The sequence below is a fragment of the Streptomyces sp. HUAS YS2 genome (genome assembly GCF_033343995.1).
GTDB lineage: Bacteria > Actinomycetota > Actinomycetes > Streptomycetales > Streptomycetaceae > Streptomyces > Streptomyces solicathayae.
Genome location: NZ_CP137573.1, coordinates 5,042,407 through 5,058,577 on the forward strand (window position 1 = coordinate 5,042,407; position 16,171 = coordinate 5,058,577).

14 protein-coding genes and 1 tRNA gene are annotated in these 16,171 nt (G+C 70.9%); 12 read left to right on the forward strand and 3 right to left on the reverse strand.

Translation table 11 applies throughout. The features are described from left to right. Window positions 1–150 precede the first annotated feature (150 nt). From R2D22_RS23385 to R2D22_RS23440, 12 genes are all read left to right on the forward strand, one after another. The gene (locus R2D22_RS23385) at window positions 151–915 is read left to right on the forward strand and encodes a GntR family transcriptional regulator (RefSeq protein WP_318106614.1); all 765 of its coding nucleotides are present in this window, start codon (window positions 151–153) and stop codon (window positions 913–915) included. Window positions 916–1,058: 143 nt separating this feature from the next. Then, the gene (locus R2D22_RS23390; RefSeq protein ID WP_318106615.1) at window positions 1,059–2,180 is read left to right on the forward strand and encodes a TIGR03364 family FAD-dependent oxidoreductase; all 1,122 of its coding nucleotides are present in this window, start codon (window positions 1,059–1,061) and stop codon (window positions 2,178–2,180) included. A 4-nt stretch (window positions 2,181–2,184) separates the two neighbouring features. After that, window positions 2,185–2,874: a phosphonatase-like hydrolase gene (locus tag R2D22_RS23395; RefSeq protein WP_318106616.1), complete on the forward strand. Its 690-nt coding sequence runs from the start codon at window positions 2,185–2,187 to the stop codon at window positions 2,872–2,874. Next, window positions 2,871–3,926, forward strand: a complete 1,056-nt coding sequence (locus R2D22_RS23400) for an ABC transporter ATP-binding protein (protein WP_318106617.1) — start codon at window positions 2,871–2,873, stop codon at window positions 3,924–3,926. Before R2D22_RS23395 ends, R2D22_RS23400 begins: the two co-directional genes overlap by 4 nt. 112 nt (window positions 3,927–4,038) lie before the next feature. Continuing rightward, window positions 4,039–4,863 (forward strand): 2-aminoethylphosphonate ABC transporter permease subunit, encoded by an 825-nt coding sequence (locus tag R2D22_RS23405; RefSeq protein ID WP_318106618.1) that lies wholly within the window; start codon window positions 4,039–4,041, stop codon window positions 4,861–4,863. After that, on the forward strand, window positions 4,850–5,647 hold the full coding sequence (locus R2D22_RS23410) for an ABC transporter permease (protein WP_318106619.1): 798 nt from the start codon (window positions 4,850–4,852) through the stop codon (window positions 5,645–5,647). Before R2D22_RS23405 ends, R2D22_RS23410 begins: the two co-directional genes overlap by 14 nt. 23 nt (window positions 5,648–5,670) lie before the next feature. Then, window positions 5,671–6,729 carry a 2-aminoethylphosphonate ABC transporter substrate-binding protein gene (locus R2D22_RS23415; protein ID WP_411977158.1) on the forward strand — a complete coding sequence of 353 codons (1,059 nt, stop codon included), beginning with the start codon at window positions 5,671–5,673 and terminating at the stop codon, window positions 6,727–6,729. 146 nt (window positions 6,730–6,875) lie between these two features. After that, window positions 6,876–8,411 carry an alkaline phosphatase family protein gene (locus R2D22_RS23420; RefSeq protein ID WP_318106621.1) on the forward strand — a complete coding sequence of 512 codons (1,536 nt, stop codon included), beginning with the start codon at window positions 6,876–6,878 and terminating at the stop codon, window positions 8,409–8,411. 91 nt (window positions 8,412–8,502) lie between these two features. Further along, window positions 8,503–9,285: an HAD-IIA family hydrolase gene (locus R2D22_RS23425; RefSeq protein ID WP_318106622.1), complete on the forward strand. Its 783-nt coding sequence runs from the start codon at window positions 8,503–8,505 to the stop codon at window positions 9,283–9,285. Between the two features lie 113 nt (window positions 9,286–9,398). After that, the gene (locus R2D22_RS23430) at window positions 9,399–10,079 is read left to right on the forward strand and encodes a PT domain-containing protein (RefSeq protein WP_318106623.1); all 681 of its coding nucleotides are present in this window, start codon (window positions 9,399–9,401) and stop codon (window positions 10,077–10,079) included. A gap of 1 nt (window position 10,080) precedes the next feature. Beyond that, window positions 10,081–10,761: a class F sortase gene (locus R2D22_RS23435; protein WP_318106624.1), complete on the forward strand. Its 681-nt coding sequence runs from the start codon at window positions 10,081–10,083 to the stop codon at window positions 10,759–10,761. A 62-nt stretch (window positions 10,762–10,823) separates the two neighbouring features. Beyond that, entirely contained in the window at window positions 10,824–11,849 is a 1,026-nt protein-coding gene (locus R2D22_RS23440; protein WP_318106625.1) for a glycoside hydrolase family 6 protein, read from the forward strand. Window positions 11,850–11,867: 18 nt separating this feature from the next. Here R2D22_RS23440 and glxA read toward each other — a convergent pair whose 3' ends face one another. The 3 genes from glxA to R2D22_RS23455 all read right to left on the reverse strand — a co-directional run bounded on the left by glxA (window position 11,868) and on the right by R2D22_RS23455 (window position 16,039). Beyond that, complete coding sequence (gene glxA, locus R2D22_RS23445) at window positions 11,868–13,769, reverse strand: radical copper oxidase GlxA (protein WP_411977068.1); 1,902 nt, start codon at window positions 13,767–13,769, stop codon at window positions 11,868–11,870. Between the two features lie 41 nt (window positions 13,770–13,810). After that, window positions 13,811–15,682, reverse strand: a complete 1,872-nt coding sequence (locus tag R2D22_RS23450) for a glycosyltransferase family 2 protein (RefSeq protein ID WP_318106627.1) — start codon at window positions 15,680–15,682, stop codon at window positions 13,811–13,813. A 283-nt stretch (window positions 15,683–15,965) separates the two neighbouring features. Further along, a tRNA-Lys gene (locus R2D22_RS23455) sits at window positions 15,966–16,039 on the reverse strand. Window positions 16,040–16,171 lie beyond the last annotated feature (132 nt).

A 16,171-nucleotide genomic window follows, 5' to 3' on the forward strand; every position in this document is an offset into this window, starting at 1 on the left:
GCCCGCTCCCGCGCCCCACTCGCGGCAGCTTCGCGCCGCGTTCCCTTCCGCGGTTCCGCCCACCGCCCTGCGGCGCGCGCTCCAGCGCGCTCCCACCCCCGCAACCCCTCGTTCACCTCCCCGTTCATGCCCGTCTGCGACCATCCATGCGTGGACTACCCGAACGACCAGGCACCAGGCGCTCCTGTCCGATCCGGCATTCCGGAGCATGGGCGCATTCCCAAGTACTACGCCGTGAAGGCGAAAGTCGGCGCGCTCGTCGAGGAGTTGGGGGAAGGGGGGCTGTTGCCGACCGAGCGGGATCTCGCCGTGCGGTTCGAGGTGTCGAGGGAGACCGTGCGGCAGGCCCTGCGCGAGCTGTTGCTGGAAGGGCGGTTGCGCCGCCAGGGGCGGGGGACGGTCGTCGCCGGGCCCAAGCTGGAGCAGCCGCTGTCGCTCGCGAGCTATACCGAGGGCGTGCGCCGCCAGGGCCGCCGGCCCGGGCGGTCGCTGATCTCGCTCGACCGGTTCCCCTGCCCCGACGCCCTCGCCCCCGAGATCGGCGCCGCGCGCGGGGAGCCCGTCTGGCACATGGAGCGCGTGCTGCTCGCCGACGACGAGCGTGTCGGACTGGAGAGCACGTACGTCGAGGTCGCCCGCGTCCCCCGGCTCGATGTCGAGTTCGACCCCGACTCCTCCTTCTACGCCTACCTCCACGACCGGCTCGGCATCGAGTTCGGCGATGCCGACGAGCGCATCGAGACCGTCCTCGCCACCCCCCGCGAGGCGCTCCTGATCGGCACCCCGCCCGCCCTTCCCATGCTCCTCATCCACCGCATCTCGCGGGACACCGCCGGCCGGCCCCTGGAGCGGGTACGGACCCTCTACCGCGGCGACCGGTTCAGCTTCACCGCGCATCTGGGTAGGCAGGGGTAAATCGGGTTCCAGTCGTTCGTCAGGTTCCTCCGCCTTTGAAGTCACGAACTGGTAACGGGTCTGGGCCAAGTTTGGTGGGTCGTTCACCGTCCCGTCGCTCTCTCGATCCGTCCGGGTCACTCACCCCGACGACCGTCTCTGCCATGAAGGTGATCGTCGTAGGAGCCGGCGTGGTGGGAACCATGCACGCCTGGCACGCAGTGGAACGCGGCCACGAGGTCGTACACATCGAGCGCGAGGCCGAGGCGCGCGGGGCATCGCTCCGCAACTTCGGCCAGATATGGGTGAGCGGCCGGGCCGGCGGAGAGGAGTTGGAGACCGCGCTGCGCGCCCGGGAGCTCTGGGAGGGCATCGGTGCCCGTGTCCCCGGGCTGGGCTTCCGGGCCAACGGCTCGCTCACCCCCGTCCGCAACGACCTCGAGCGCGCCGTCGCCGAGGCCGCCCTCGCCCGCCCCGACGCCGCCGCCCGCGGCTACAAGCTGCTCACAGCCGAGGAGGCGCGGAGCATCAACCCGGCCCTGCACGGCGACTTCGAGGCCGCGCTCTGGTGCGAGCGCGACGCCGCCGTCGAACCCCGTACCGCCCAACTCGCCCTCCGCGAGGCCCTGCTGGCCACCGGGAAGTACACCTTCCTGCCCAACCGGGAGGTCCGTGACGTCGTCGGTGACACCGCGGTGCGCGACGACCACGGTGACGTCCACAGCGGCGACGTCGTCGTTCTGTGCACCGGCGCCTGGCTCTCCGGCCTCGTTCGCGAGATCGCCGGGCCGATCCCCGTGCGCCGCGTCCGGCTCCAGATGATGCAGACCGAACCCCTCGGCGAGGCCCTCACCACCTCCGTCGCCGACGCCGACTCGTTCCGGTACTACCCCGCCTACCAGTCCGAGGCCCTCGACGCGCTCAACGCCCGCCAGGCCCAGGAGCCCGTCGCCGCCGCCCACAAGATGCAGCTCCTCATGGTGCAGCGCCGCGACGGCGGGCTGACCATCGGCGACACCCACGAGTACGAGCACCCCTTCGCCTTCGACACCCTCGAAGACCCCTACGAGCACGTCACCCGGGTCGTCGAGGACTTCCTCGGCCGCCCGCTGCCGAAGATCCGCCGCCGCTGGGCCGGCGTGTACGCGCAGTGCACCGACACCACCCGCGTCGTCCACCGTCAGCAGGTCCGCGACGGCGTCTGGCTGGTGACCGGACCCGGCGGACGCGGCATGACCTGCTCGCCCGACATCGCCGAGACCACCGCGAACCACCTGGGTTGGTGAATCCATGAGCACGGACAAGACCCTCCACAACCTCGTCGTCCTCGACATGGCCGGGACCACCGTCGCCGACGGCGGCCTCGTCGAGCAGGCCTTCACCGCCGCCGCCGAGCGGCTCGGCGAGGACCCGGCCACGATGATCGACTACGTCCGCGCCACCATGGGCGAGTCCAAGATCTCCGTCTTCCGCCACCTCTTCGGCGGCGACGAGGCCCGCGCCGAGCAGGCCAACCTCGCCTTCGAGGACGCGTACGGCAGCCTCGTCACCGGCGGGCGCATCGCCCCGATCCCCGGCGCGGCCGAGGCGATCGGCGCGCTCCAGGAGCAGGGCCGGACCGTCGTCCTCACCACCGGCTTCGCCCGCGTCACCCAGGACGCCATCCTCGACGCCCTCGGCTGGCGCGACCTCGTCGCCCTGACCCTCTGCCCCGCCGACGCGGGCGGCCGCGGCCGGCCCTTCCCCGACATGGTGCTCGCCGCCTTCCTCCGTACCGGAGCGGTGGACGACGTCCGGCAGATCGCCGTCGCCGGCGACACCTCGTACGACATGCTCAGCGGCGTCCGCTCCGGCGCCGGGATCGTGGCGGGTGTCCTGACCGGCGCCCACGACGAGACCGCGCTCACGGAGCACGGCGCCACGCACGTCCTCGCCTCCGTCGCCGAACTCCCCGCGCTGATAGCGAAGTCCGCGTCGTGAACGGCGGCATCCGGTTCGACGCGGTCTCCGTCGCGTACGGCGGCAACACCGTCCTCGACTCGCTCTCCCTCACCGTCGAGCCCGGCGAGGTGATGGCCCTGCTCGGGCCCTCCGGCTCCGGCAAGACCACCGCGCTGCGGGCGGTCGCCGGGTTCGTCCGGCCGGTCTTCGGACGGGTCTTCCTCGGCGACCGCGACGTCACCGCCCTCCCGCCGCACAAGCGCGGGATCGGCATGGTCGTCCAGCAGTACGCGCTCTTCCCGCACCTGCGCGTCGAGGACAACGTCGCCTTCGGGCTCAAGGCGCAGAAAGCGCCGAAGGGCGAGATCCCGGGCCGGGTCGCCGAGGCCCTGGAGATGACCGGCATGGCGGCGTACGCCAAGCGCTACCCGCGCGAGCTGTCCGGCGGGCAGCAGCAGCGGGTCGCCATCGCGCGGGCCCTCGCCATCCGGCCGAACGTCCTGCTCCTCGACGAGCCGCTGTCCGCGCTCGACGCGCAGCTCCGGTCCGGGATGCTCGCGGAACTCGCCCGGCTGCACCGCGAGTTGCCGGACGTCTCGATTCTGTACGTCACGCACGACCAGGTCGAGGCGCTCACCCTCGCCGACCGGATCGCCGTCATGGACCGCGCCCGGCTCCAGGACTGCGGCACCCCGCAGGAGCTGTACCGCAGGCCGCGTACGGAGTTCACGGCGTCGTTCGTCGGCAACGCGAATCTGCTGCCGGTGACCGTGGCCGGGCGGGACGCGGTCACCCTCGACGGCGCCGAGCTCGCCCTCGCCACGTCCGGCGTCGCCGCCGGAGCCGCCGCGACCCTCTGCGTACGGCCCCACCTCGTCGGGCTCGGCGACGGGCCCAACGCGCTGCGCGGGCGGATCGCCGAGGTGCAGTGGCGCGGCGCGACGCACCGGCTGTACGTGGAAGTGGGCGGCCATCGCCTCAAGGCCGACGTACGGGAGCTGCGGGAGACGCCGGCGCTCGGGGACGAGGTCACGGTGCACTTCGCGCCGGAGGATGCGGTGTTGTTGGGGGCGGGGGTCACCGATGGGTGACGCCTCCGCACCGGTCAAGAGCAGTGAACGGTCTCCGGTCGTTGTGTCCACCCTCCCCCAAGCTCTCGGCTTCGCTCGAGCAGGGGGGACCCCCATCGCCCCTGCGGAACGTATGCCCACAACGAAGCCGGAACGAATGCCCGCAACGATCTGGGCCCTGCCTCCCCTTCTCGTTCTCGGTCTTCTCTTTCTCTACCCCCTCGCCCTCGTCGTCCAGGAGTCCCTCGCCCCCGGGGCCTACTCCGACGTCTTCGCCTCCGTCGCGTTCCGGGACGCGCTCGTCACCACCGTGTGGCTCGCCGTCGCCGCCACCGTCGGGTGTCTCGTGCTCGGGTTCGTGCTCGCGCTGATCGTGGCGTTCGTGCCGTTCCCCGGGGGGAGGGCCGTCACCAAGTTCATCGATGTCTTCCTCTCCTTCCCCTCGTTCCTGGTCACGCTCGCCCTGCTGTTCCTCTACGGGACCGTCGGCATGGCCAACGGGGTGTGGACGGATCTCACCGGAGCGCCCGACGGCACCGGGCCGTTCCAGTTCCTCACCACTCCCTGGGGCGTGCTCCTCGCGGAGATCACGTACTTCACGCCCTTCGTGATGCGGCCCCTCCTCGCCGCGTTCTCGCAGCTGGAGACCGCGCAGCTGGAGGTCGCGTCCTCGCTCGGGGCCCGGCCGCTGCGGATCGTGCGGCAGGTGATCCTGCCCGAGGCGCTGCCCGCGCTCGCGGCCGGCGGCAGCCTCGTGCTGGTCATGTGCCTGAACGAGTTCGGGATCGTGCTGTTCACCGGCGCCAAGGGGGTCACCACCCTGCCGATGCTCGTCTACAGCAAGGCGATCCTCGAGTCCGACTACTCCGCCGCCTGCGTCGTGGCCGTCGTCAACGTGGCGATCTCCGTGGGCCTCTACACCCTGTACCGGGGGGTCAGCCGCCGTGTTGGTGCATAGCCGTACGGGCCGGTGGACGGCCTGGACCGTGTTCGCGGTGCTGTTCGTCCCGCTGTTCGCCCTGCCCCTGCTCGTCATCCTCGCCGCGTCGTTCGCCACCCACTGGTCGGGGGCCTTCCCCTCCGGGCCCACGGTCGACCACTACGCGGCGGCAGTACGCGGCGAATCGCTCCAGGCGCTGACCACCAGCCTGGTCACCGCCGTCACCGCGAGCCTGCTCGCGCTGCTCATCGGGACCTGGGCCGCGCTCTCCGCGGCCGCCCTCGGCAAGCGCGGCCGGAAGGTGCTCGACGCGCTGTTCGTGCTGCCGGTCGCCGTGCCGTCCGTGGTGGTCGGGCTCGCCGTCCTGGTCGCGTTCTCGCAGCCGCCCGTGCTGCTCAACGGAACGCGCTGGATCGTGATCCTGGCGCACACCATTCTTGTCACGGCGTTCGCCTACCAGTCGGTTTCGGCTGCCATCCTCCGTCTCGACCCGATGTACGAGCAGGCGGCGGCCAGCCTCGGCGCCCGCCCCTCGTACGTACTGCTCCGGGTGAAGCTGCCGCTTCTGCTGCCGTCGCTCAACGCGGCCGCCGGGCTCTGCTTCGCGCTGTCCATGGGCGAACTGAGCGCCACGATGATGCTCTACCCGCCGGACTGGCTGCCGCTGCCGGTGCTGATCTTCACCGCCACCGATCGCGGCTCGCTCTTCACCGGATCGGCGCTCGCCGTCGTCCTGATGGCCGCGACCCTGATCGTCCTGCTCGCTGTCTCCCGTATCCGTACCAAGGCTTCCTTCCGCTAGGAGAGAACGACGTTATGCGCACGATGTCCCAGCACCTCAAGCCGATCGCCGCCGTCACCGGCAGCCTCGCCCTCGCCGCCACCCTCACCGCCTGCGGCGGTTCCTCCGCCGCCTCCGGCGAGAAGGTCGTCACCGTCTACAGCGCCGACGGCCTCAAGGGCGAGGCGGGCGACGGCTGGTACGACAAGGTCTTCAAGGACTTCGAGAAGAAGACCGGGATCAAGGTCGAGTACGTGGAGGGCGGTTCGGGCGAGATGGTGCAGCGCGCCGTCCGCGAGAAGAGCAACACCCAGGCCGACGTCCTCGTCACGCTCCCGCCGTTCATCCAGCAGGCCGACGGCAAGGGGCTGCTCCAGGCGTACTCCCCGAAGAACGCCGACAAGGTCAGCGGCGCGGACAAGTCCGCCGACGGCAAGTGGATCTCCGTCGTCAACAACTACTTCGGCTTCGTCCACAACAAGAAGGAGCTGCCCGCCGCTCCCAGGACGTGGGAGGAGCTGCTCGACGGCAAGTTCAAGAACAAGCTGCAGTACTCGACGCCGGGTGTCGCGGGCGACGGCACGGCGGTCGTCATCAAGGCGATGCACGACTTCGGCGGCAAGGAGCCGGCGATGGAGTACCTGAAGAAGCTCCAGGCCAACAACGTCGGCCCGTCGTCCTCCACCTCGAAGCTCGCGCCGAAGGTCGACAAGGGCGAGATCCTGGTCGCCAACGGCGACGTCCAGATGAACTTCGCGCAGGCCAAGTCCATGCCGAACCTGGGCATCTGGTTCCCGGCGAAGCAGGGCGGCAAGCCCACCACGTTCGCGCTGCCGTACGCCGCCGGCCTGGTGAACAAGGCCCCGCACAGCGAGAACGGCAAGAAGCTCCTCGACTTCATGCTGGAGGAGGAGGCGCAGCGGCAGGTCAGCGCGATCGGCGGCGGCTTTCCGGCCCGTACCGACGTCAAGCCGACCGACGCCAACGCGATCGAACTGGCCAAGCTGATGAACGGCGTGGAGATCTTCGAGCCCGACTGGGCCGACATCGACAAGAACCTGGCGTCGTACGTCGACGCGTGGAAGTCCGCGACCGGCAGCTAAGAGTTCACCGCACGTCTCTTCCGCCTCCGTGGAGTGTCGCGGAAAGATAACGGGTACGGACCAACGCCCAACGCCCCTGAGCGATCAGGGGCGTTGGTGTGTCCGTCCGTCCCGTGTCATCCGGCCCCCTTCCACGGAGGATCCCCATGCCGACGAACGGCATATCCCGTCGCAGCGTGCTCGCCGCCGGTGCGGCCACCGGCGCGCTCGCCGCGACCGGCGTCATCACCGCGCCCGCCGCCCACGCCGCCGCACCGACGCTCCCGAACGGCACCAGCCTCGACAAGGTGCTCGTCGTCGGCATGGACGGCCTGCGGTACGACCGCATCGACGCCGCCGACGCGCCGAACCTCAAAGCGATGATGGCGAACGGCACGTACGGCCTGTCCCTGCTCTACGCCAACCCGATGGCCGCCACCTCGTCCGGCCCCGGCTGGTCGACCATCTCCACCGGCGTCTGGCCCGACAAGCACGGCGTCCGCGACAACACCTTCACCGGCCGCAACTACGGCCGGTACCCCGGCTTCCTGGCCCGCCTGAACCAGGTCCGGCCCGGGCTCTCGCTCTTCGCCGCCGTCGACTGGCCCGAGCTGGACACCTACGGCACGGTCACCCCCGGCGCCGACGCCAAGCTGGTCTACAACAACAACTACGTCGTCAACGACAAGGTGATCACCGACGCCACCGAGGACATCCTGCGCAACCAGAACCCGGACGTCCTGTTCGTCTACTTCGGCGAGACCGACGAGATCGGCCACAACTACGGCGCCGCCAGCCCGAAGTACCTGGACGCCATCGCCGTCCAGGACGGCTACCTCGGCCGTCTCCGGGCCGCGATCAAGGCCCGCCCCTCGTACGCCTCCGAGCGCTGGACCGTCATCATCGCGACCGACCACGGCCACACCGACGCCGGTGGCCACGGCGGCTCCTCCATCGAGGAGCGGCGCACCTTCGTGCTCGCCGAGGGCCCCGGCATCGCCGCCGGCGCGCGGCCCATCGACACCCGTCTGGTCGACGTCGCCGCCACCGTCTTCCGGCAGCTCGGCATCACCCCCGACCCGGCCTGGGGCCTGGACGGCAAGCCGATCCAGCAGCGCTCCACCGACCCGTTCGACGCGCTCCAGCCGTCCCTCACCGGCCGCGTCGACGAGACCGGCATCCCGGCCGGCGTCCTCGGCTTCACGCACACCGTGCCCAGCGGCTGGTCGGTCATCAACAACGCCATGGGCACCGGCGGCATGACCGAGTGGCGCGGCTGGTCCTTCGCCACCGACGAGTTCTGGTCCCGTACCCAGCGCGACCAGTCCCGCGAGCTCAACGTCCGTGCCCGCGGCGTGTTCGCGGTCGCCGACTCCGACGAGTGGGCCGACAAGGCTTTCTCGGGTACGTACGACTCGACGCTGGTCAGCCCCGCGTACGGGGTCTCCGGCGCGTCCCGCGTCACCCTCGACTTCACGACCTTCTACCGGCAGGAGGGCAGCCAGACCGCCCAGGTCCTGGCCTCGTTCAACGGCGGCACGCCGACCCTCGTCAAGAGCTACACCGTCGACGTGATCTCGCAGCCGCAGTCGCTCGCCGTGAACGTCCCCACCGGCGCCTCCAGCGTCAGCTTCCGCTTCCGCTACACCGGGTCCAACAACTGGTACTGGGTGATCGACGGGGTCAGGATCAGCACGTCCTGACCTAGTCTGGGGGCGTCGCCACAGCGCTGTCGCGTCGCCCCCAGCACACCGCCGTTCCGGACGGCTTTTGTACGGCAGGAGTCCCGCACCCATGGCAGAGCGCAAGCCGATCGAATCCTGGCTCACCGACATGGACGGCGTCCTCATCCACGAGGGCGTGCCGATCCCCGGCGCCGACGCGTTCATCAAGAAGCTGCGCGAGACCGGGAAGCCGTTCCTGGTCCTCACCAACAACTCGATCTACACCGCACGCGACCTGCACGCCCGGCTCTCCAGGATGGGCCTGGACGTCCCCGTCGAGAACATCTGGACCTCGGCGCTCGCCACCGCGCAGTTCCTCGACGACCAGCGCCCCGGCGGCACCGCGTACGTCATCGGCGAGGCCGGACTGACCACCGCGCTGCACGACATCGGCTACGTCCTCACCGACCACGACCCCGACTACGTGGTCCTGGGCGAGACCCGGACGTACTCCTTCGAGGCCATGACCAAGGCGGTCCGGCTGATCAACGCCGGCGCCCGGTTCATCTGCACCAACCCGGACGAGACCGGCCCGTCCATCGAGGGCCCGCTGCCCGCCACCGGCTCCGTCGCCGCGCTGATCACCAAGGCCACCGGCAAGGACCCGTACTTCGCGGGCAAGCCGAACCCGCTGATGATGCGCACCGGGCTGAACGCGATCGGCGCGCACTCCGAGACCAGCGCGATGATCGGCGACCGGATGGACACCGACGTGCTGGCCGGCCTGGAGGCGGGCATGAAGACGTTCCTCGTGCTGACCGGCCTGACGACCCAGGCCGAGGTGGACCGCTACCCGTTCCGCCCGTCGCAGATCGTCGACTCGATCGCCGACATCGTGGACCTCGTGCACTAGGGGTGTACCAGGGGTGCACCAGGGCCTGTCCGGGCCCCGGATCCCCTGGTCGGGCCCCCTGCGGATGCGGGAGCGCCGGAACCGCGCGAACCTTCTGATATCAGGAGGTCACGATGCGTTCAGGTCCAATTGCTCTCCGTGCCGCAGGAGCGGCCGCCGCCGTACTGGTCCTCGGCCCCACCGCGGGCGTCGCGTACGCCCACGACGGCGTGAAGGTCCGGGTCAGCCCGGCGACCGCGAAACCCGGTGCCGACATCGACATCCGGGTCAGCGGCTGCAAGGGCACGACCGGCGCGGCCAGGTCCGACGCGTTCGTCGCGGACGCCGAGCTGTCGGGCCGGGACGGCGGCGACCGCCCGCTGATCGGCGACACCACGCTCAAGTCGGGCCTGGCCGACGGCACCTACCGGATCACCGTGACCTGCGACGGACACGACCACCGCGACGTCGGCACGGTCCAGGTCGAACGGAAGCAGAAGCCCACGCACCGGCCCACGCACCGTCCCACTCATCAGCCCACCCAGCAGCCCACGCACCGGCCGACCCACCGGCCCACGCACCACGAGACCCCGTTCGCCCCGGTGCGCGCGGGCGGCGGCGGGGCCGCGGCCCTCGCCGCGCCCGGCGCGGACAGCGCCGAGCCGGCCACCGTCGAGGAGCAGGGCCCCGGCACCCCGCACACCCTGGTCGGGCTCGGCCTGGCCGGTGTGGCCGCGGTGGCCGTCGCGTTCCGGCACTCGCGCCGCCGGGCGAGCGCGGGCGCGCACGCGAACGGTCGCAAGGACGCTGAGTGACATGTCCGCCGACCCACGCCCGAGCGGCACCGGGCGGCTGCTGACCGGCCTCACCTGGGCCGTCCTGCTCCTTGGCCTGTGGCTCTGGGGCCGTGAGGCCACCTCGGGCCCCGGCGGGCACTCCGCGCCGACCACCGGCGACGTCGCCGCCGTCGGCCGCCCGCTCGGTGTCGCCCTGCCGCCCGCGCACCGCCCGGTCGCCCCGGCGCAGCCGCGGCGGATCGAGATCCCCTCCATAGGCATCGTCGCCCCGGTCGTCCCGCGCGGCCTCGACGCGACCGGCGCCGTGGACCCGCCGCCGTACGAGATGCCGCACACCGTCGGCTGGTTCGCCCGCGGCACCCAGCCCGGCGCGGACGGCGCCGCCCTCCTCGTCGGCCACGTCGACACCGCGACGAAGCCCGCCGTCTTCTACGGCCTCAGCTCCGCCCGGCCCGGCGCCAAGATCGACGTCGTGCGGGCGGACGGCTCGGTCGCCGAGTTCACCGTCGACGACGTCCAGGTCTTCCCGCGCGAGCACTTCGACCCGCAGCAGGTCTACGGGCAGCGCGACCTCGACCGGGCCGAACTGCGCCTCATCACCTGCGGCGGCACCTACGACAAGAGGACCGGCGCCTACACCGCCAACGTCGTCGTCTCCGCCTATCTGACGGGCTTCACCACAGCCACCACGAAAGCCTGACCGGTCCGGATCTGTCTGTGTCACGATGGATTCGACCGGTTAGTACACCCAAGGGGGAGTGGATGTACGGGAATCGCACCGGACGCATGCTCGTGCTGCTGGGGGTGGCGGCGCTGCTGGCGGCGGGGTGCAGTGCGTCCGGGGGAGACGGGGACGAGGGGGTGGACCGCGGCGCGGTGCAGGGCCCGCCGGCCCCCCAACAGCCCAAGAAGACCGCCCCGTTCTGGGTCAACCCGGACGGCAGCGCGGCCCGCCAGGTCGCCGCGTACGTGAAGGCGGGGAGGCAACCCGAGGCCGCGCTGATCCGGAAGATCGCCGGGCAGCCGGTGGGCGAGTGGATCGGCACCGAGCGTCCCGAGCAGGAAGCCCGCGGCTTCACCGAGGCCGCCGAGCGGGCCGACCGGGACGCACTGCTCGTCCTGTACAACATCCCCCACCGCGACTGCGGCCAGCACTCGGCCGGCGGCGCCGCCGACGGCGCGGCCTACCGGGCCTGGGTGGAGGCGGCCGCCCGCGGCATCGGGGAGCGGCGCGCCACCGTCGTCCTGGAGCCGGACGCGGTGATGCACATGGTCGACGGCTGCACCGAGCAGCCGTACCACGAGGAGCGGTACGCCCTGCTCGAGGCGGCCGTCCAGCGCCTCAAGCAGCAGCCGCACACCACCGTCTACCTGGACGCGGGCAACGCGGGCTGGGGCCGGCCGGAGCAGCTCGACGAACCGCTGCGGCGGGCCGGGATCGCCGACGCCGACGGCTTCGCGGTCAACGTCTCCAACTTCCAGACCACCGAGGCCAGTACCGCGTACGGGAAGCAGCTCTCGGCCCGGACCGGAGGGAAGCCCTTCGTCGTCGACACCAGCCGCAACGGCAACGGGCCCTACACCGCAGGCGACCCGGCCCAGAACTGGTGCAATCCGCCGGGCCGGGCGCTCGGCGAGTCGCCGACCACCCGCACGGCCGACAAGCTGGTCCGCGCCTACCTGTGGGTCAAGCGGCCGGGCGAGTCGGACGGCGACTGCAGGGGCGGCCCGAAGGCGGGCGACTGGTTCGAGCCGTACGCCCTCGAACTGGCCCGCAACGCCGAGTAGTTCGGCGAGCAGCCTGCCTCAGGGCACCTCCACCCACCTCGCGCGGGAGGGGGTGCCCCGCGCGTCGGTGACGAAGAGCATGTACCAGCCCGAGGGCACCAGGGCCCGGTTCTTCGGGACGCCCAGCTCGACCGCGCCCGGCGTCTTCTCGAGCGTCAGCGCGACCGTGCGCTGGTCGACGTCGGTGACATGGGTGACGGCGCTCGGCCGGATCAGCTTCGCCGAGGTGATCCCGGCGGCGTCCGCCGTCCGGTACACGCCGGTCCTGCCGCGCGCGATCCGCCCCGGCCCGTCCCCGAGTTCCGGCCGGTCGCCGCGGAACAGGTAGGCGGGCGTGTAGATCTCGATGCGCTGCTCGAAGACGCCCGGCCGGGTGTTCGCGGCGTCGGAGAAGAGCGAGTCCGAGCCGAAGATCATGACCCGGCCGTCGGGCAGCAGCAGCGAGCCGGAGTGGTAGTTCCGGCCGACCCGCGGGTCGGCGACCCGGGTGTACGCGCCCGTCCTCGGGTCGTACGTCCGGGCCTGGAGGATGTTCGAGCCGCCGCGCCCCCGGTAGTCCTCGGAGCCTCCGGTGACGAGCACGGTGTCGTCGGGCAGCAGCGAGGCGCTCGGGTAGCGGGTGCCCTTCTCCAGGGCGGCACTGTCCCGGAACCGCGGGCGCGGCTCCTTGAGGTCGACGAGCCGGGACCGCGCGCTGGCCTTCTCGGACTCACCGACCCCGCCGCCGCCGATGACCAGGAACCGCTGGTCCTGCGCGGGCGGCAGCAGCACGGTCGCGGAGGTCTCCATCCGGTCGGGGTCGGAGAGCCCCGGCACCCTGGTGAAGGTGTCGGTCCGCAGGTCCCAGACGCCCGGGTCGCGACCGACGTCGGCGGGACCGTACCCGGCGTTGGAGCCGGAGTAGAACAGCCGGCCGTCGGCCAGCAGGAAGATCGCCGGGTAGGTGGGGAACCGGCGCTCGACGCCGGTGTAGGCCCACTTCTTCGTCCTCGGGTCGTAGATCTCGTCCTTGCCGGGGACGATCTGGCCGATCTCGTCGAGCCCGGAGAGGGACAGCACCCGGCCGTCCGCGAGGGTGGTGAGGGTCGGGTACCAGCGGGCCTCGTTCATCGGGTCGACGGTGAGGTACTTCTCGGCGACCGGGTCGAACTCGTATGCCTCCCGGATGCCCTGGAAGTCCTTCTTGTCGAGGGCGAGCTTCTGCGCGATGCCGTAGGTGTTGCGCGCGTCGGCGCCGGTCAGGCCGGCCACCCGGTAGTTGTCCTGGGTGCCGGTCTCGTACGCCTTCCCGGACTTCTCCGCCTCGACGTAGATCCGGCCGAGTCCGGGGTCGTTGCGCAGGAACCGGCCGGTCCTCCGGTCGAAGACCTTGGTGGCCCGCTCGACCAGGACCGGGTCCCGGGAGACGAAGGTCCTGCCGTTCTCCCGCCCGGTGAAGCGGGTGCCGGCGGGCAGAGTGGCCGGCTTGTCCGGGTTCTCGTTGTGGACGATCATCAGGCCGCCGGCCTTGGTGACGTCGCCCTCCAATTTCTCGTACCGCTTCGTCCCGCCCGCCACGAGGAGTTTCCCGTCCGGGAGTTGGGTGTGCCCGGAGCAGAACATGTCCCTGGGCGTCGGGATCTTCTTGAAGTCCCCCGTCGCCGGGTCCCACAGCACGGACTCGAACTTCCTCGCGTCGAAGTTCTTCTGGTTGTTGCCGGAGCCGGCGATCAGCAGCACCTTGCCGGTGTGGAGCAGGGCCGCGTGGATGGTGTTGATCCGGAACTCCGCGGGCACGTCGAGCAGGTCCCAGTGGCCGTGGGTCGCCTTGTACGCGGGCCGGTCGATCGCGTACTCGTGATACTGCTCCGAGCCGAACCGCCACATCGCCGGTCCGTTGAACCCGGCGAGCGCGAGGACGACGACCGCCGAGATCCCCACCCTCCGCGCCCGGCTCCTCCGATGGTCGGGCCGTACGGCGCTCACTTCTTACGCCCTCCCAGGACCATCGTCCGTTCGGGGGCGCCGGGTTCGGACCCGGCGGTCCCGGACCCGGACCACTGCGGGCGCTGCTGCGGTACGTGCGCGGGCGCGGCCGGCCGCTCGGGTACGCGGGCGGCGCGCTTCGCTGCGCGGAGCCCGTACGCCCAGGCCAGGATCGGCGCGGCGGTGATCAGCAGGGCCAGCGTGGCCCAGGTGATCATCGCCGGGTGGTCGTGGCCGAGGACGAAGGACGCGGCGAGCGATCCGCCGAAGACGGCGACGAAGAACAGATGGACGCGGAAGGTGCCGAAGAGGGTGTCCGGGCTGGACGAGTCGCCCTTCGGCGTCACCACGAACGAGCTCTTGCGGCGCAGCACCGCGTCGAGCAGCGAGCGGGCGTAGATCGGCGCGGAGAGCGCGGACATCATCATGCCGGCGAGTCCGCCGGACCCCTCGGGTTCGTGCGGCGACACGTTGTGCCGCCGGTTCCAGACGTAGAGGCCGATCTGGAGCGCCGAGGCGTTGCCGTACAGCATCATCCACATCGCCGGGTCGATCTGGACACCGGAGGCACCCATGCCGAGGAACAGCGCGCAACTCAGTGCCGCGAGGATCCAGTTGAGGGCCGACATCGGATAGAACACGATCATCAGCGTGTAGTTGAGGAGCTTGCCCGGCGGCAGGCTGCCGAAGCCCTTCCAGTACTGGGTGAGGATGGTCTCGTAGGTGCCCCGGGACCAGCGCAGCTGCTGGGTGAAGAAGTCGGTCCAGGCGGTCGGGCCCTCGCCGACGGCGAGCACGTCCGGGGTGTAGACCGAGCGCCACTTCCGACCGGTCGCCGGGTTCCTGTGGCGGTGCATCTCGAAGCCGGTGGCCATGTCCTCGGTGATCGAGTCGTACAGGCCGCCGATCTGCTGCAGGGCCCTGATCCGCACGGCGTTGGAGGTGCCGACGAACATGGGCGCGCCGTAGCGGTTCCCGGCCCGCTGGATCAGCGCGTGGAAGAGGAACTGCTGCGACTCGGCGGCCTTGGTGACGAAGGTGTCGTAATTGCCGTACACCTGCGGCCCGATGACGAAGCCGACGTCCGGGTCGCGGAAGTAGCCGAGCATCCGCTCCAGGTAGTTGGGCAGGGGGACGTGGTCGGTGTCGACGGAGGCGAAGAAGTCGTACGCGTCGCCGTGCGCCTGGAGCCAGGCGTTGTAGTTGCCGTGCTTGGTCCTCGCCCGGTGCGGGCCGGTGGCCTGGTTCCACAGCGGGACGCCCTTGCGGGAGAAGTGTCGTACGCCGAGCCGCGCGCAGACCGCCTTGACCTCGGCGTCGTCGCCCTCGTCGAGCAGCCAGACGTGCATCGTGCCCCGGTGCCGGATCCGGACGGCCGCCTCCAGCGTTCTCGTCACCATCTCCAGAGGCTCCTTGCCCGGCACGAAGGAGGTGAGGAAGGCGACCCTGGTGCCGGGTTCGGGCACGACCGGCACGGGGTCGCGGGCGACCAGCGTCGCGTGCGCGTTCGACAGCACGTTCACGGTGCGGAAGAGCTCGATCAGCCCGATCGAGACGAGCATGACCACGTCGAGTGCGCGGAGCAGGTCGTTGTCGAGGTTCGGGTCGCGTTCGGTCCAGTGCCGCGGCTGCATCAGCCAGGCGAAGAGGCACAGCGAGACGAGTGGCGCGGCGGCGAGCAGGAGCCCCGCGCGCAGCCGGTGCGGCTCCTGCGCGAGCAGGGACCGGTAGCGCACTGTGTACGGTTTCGCCGGGTCGGGCTCGGTCAGTGGCCCGGCGAGCCGGCTGTAGTGCTCGTAGTCGTAGCGTGGCAGTGTCGTCACGGAGCGGAGCCGGGTTCCCCCGGCAGGCGTCCATGCAGACGTCATGAGTCCATCCCCCCGTGCCCGGTCGCGGGCGGGGCCCCCACCCCGCACTCGGCGCGACCGGCCGAAAAGTCCCCAACCCCCCAGGGACCAAGCCAGAGTCCACGACCCCGCCTCATGATCACAAGGGCGAAACAAGCTGTTTACCGCCCATAACCGGGCCAGGTGGGAAGGGTGTGACGAGGGTGTGGAAACGGACCGAAAGTGATCGCATGGGGCTACGCTCATGATCGTGTCAGAACATGGCCGAGGCCCCTCACCATCGGTGAGGGGCCTCGGCTGTGCGTGCGCCGCCAGGGACTCGAACCCCGGACCCGCTGATTAAGAGTCAGCTGCTCTAACCAACTGAGCTAGCGGCGCCTGCTGACAAAGAAAACTCTACCTGATGTTTGAGAGTGCTCCTGACCATTTCCGTGCCGCTCCGGCCTGTCGGATGGTCGTTTCGTAGCTTCGATCCGTCAAAATGCGATATGTCCGGACAGTTGAGACACT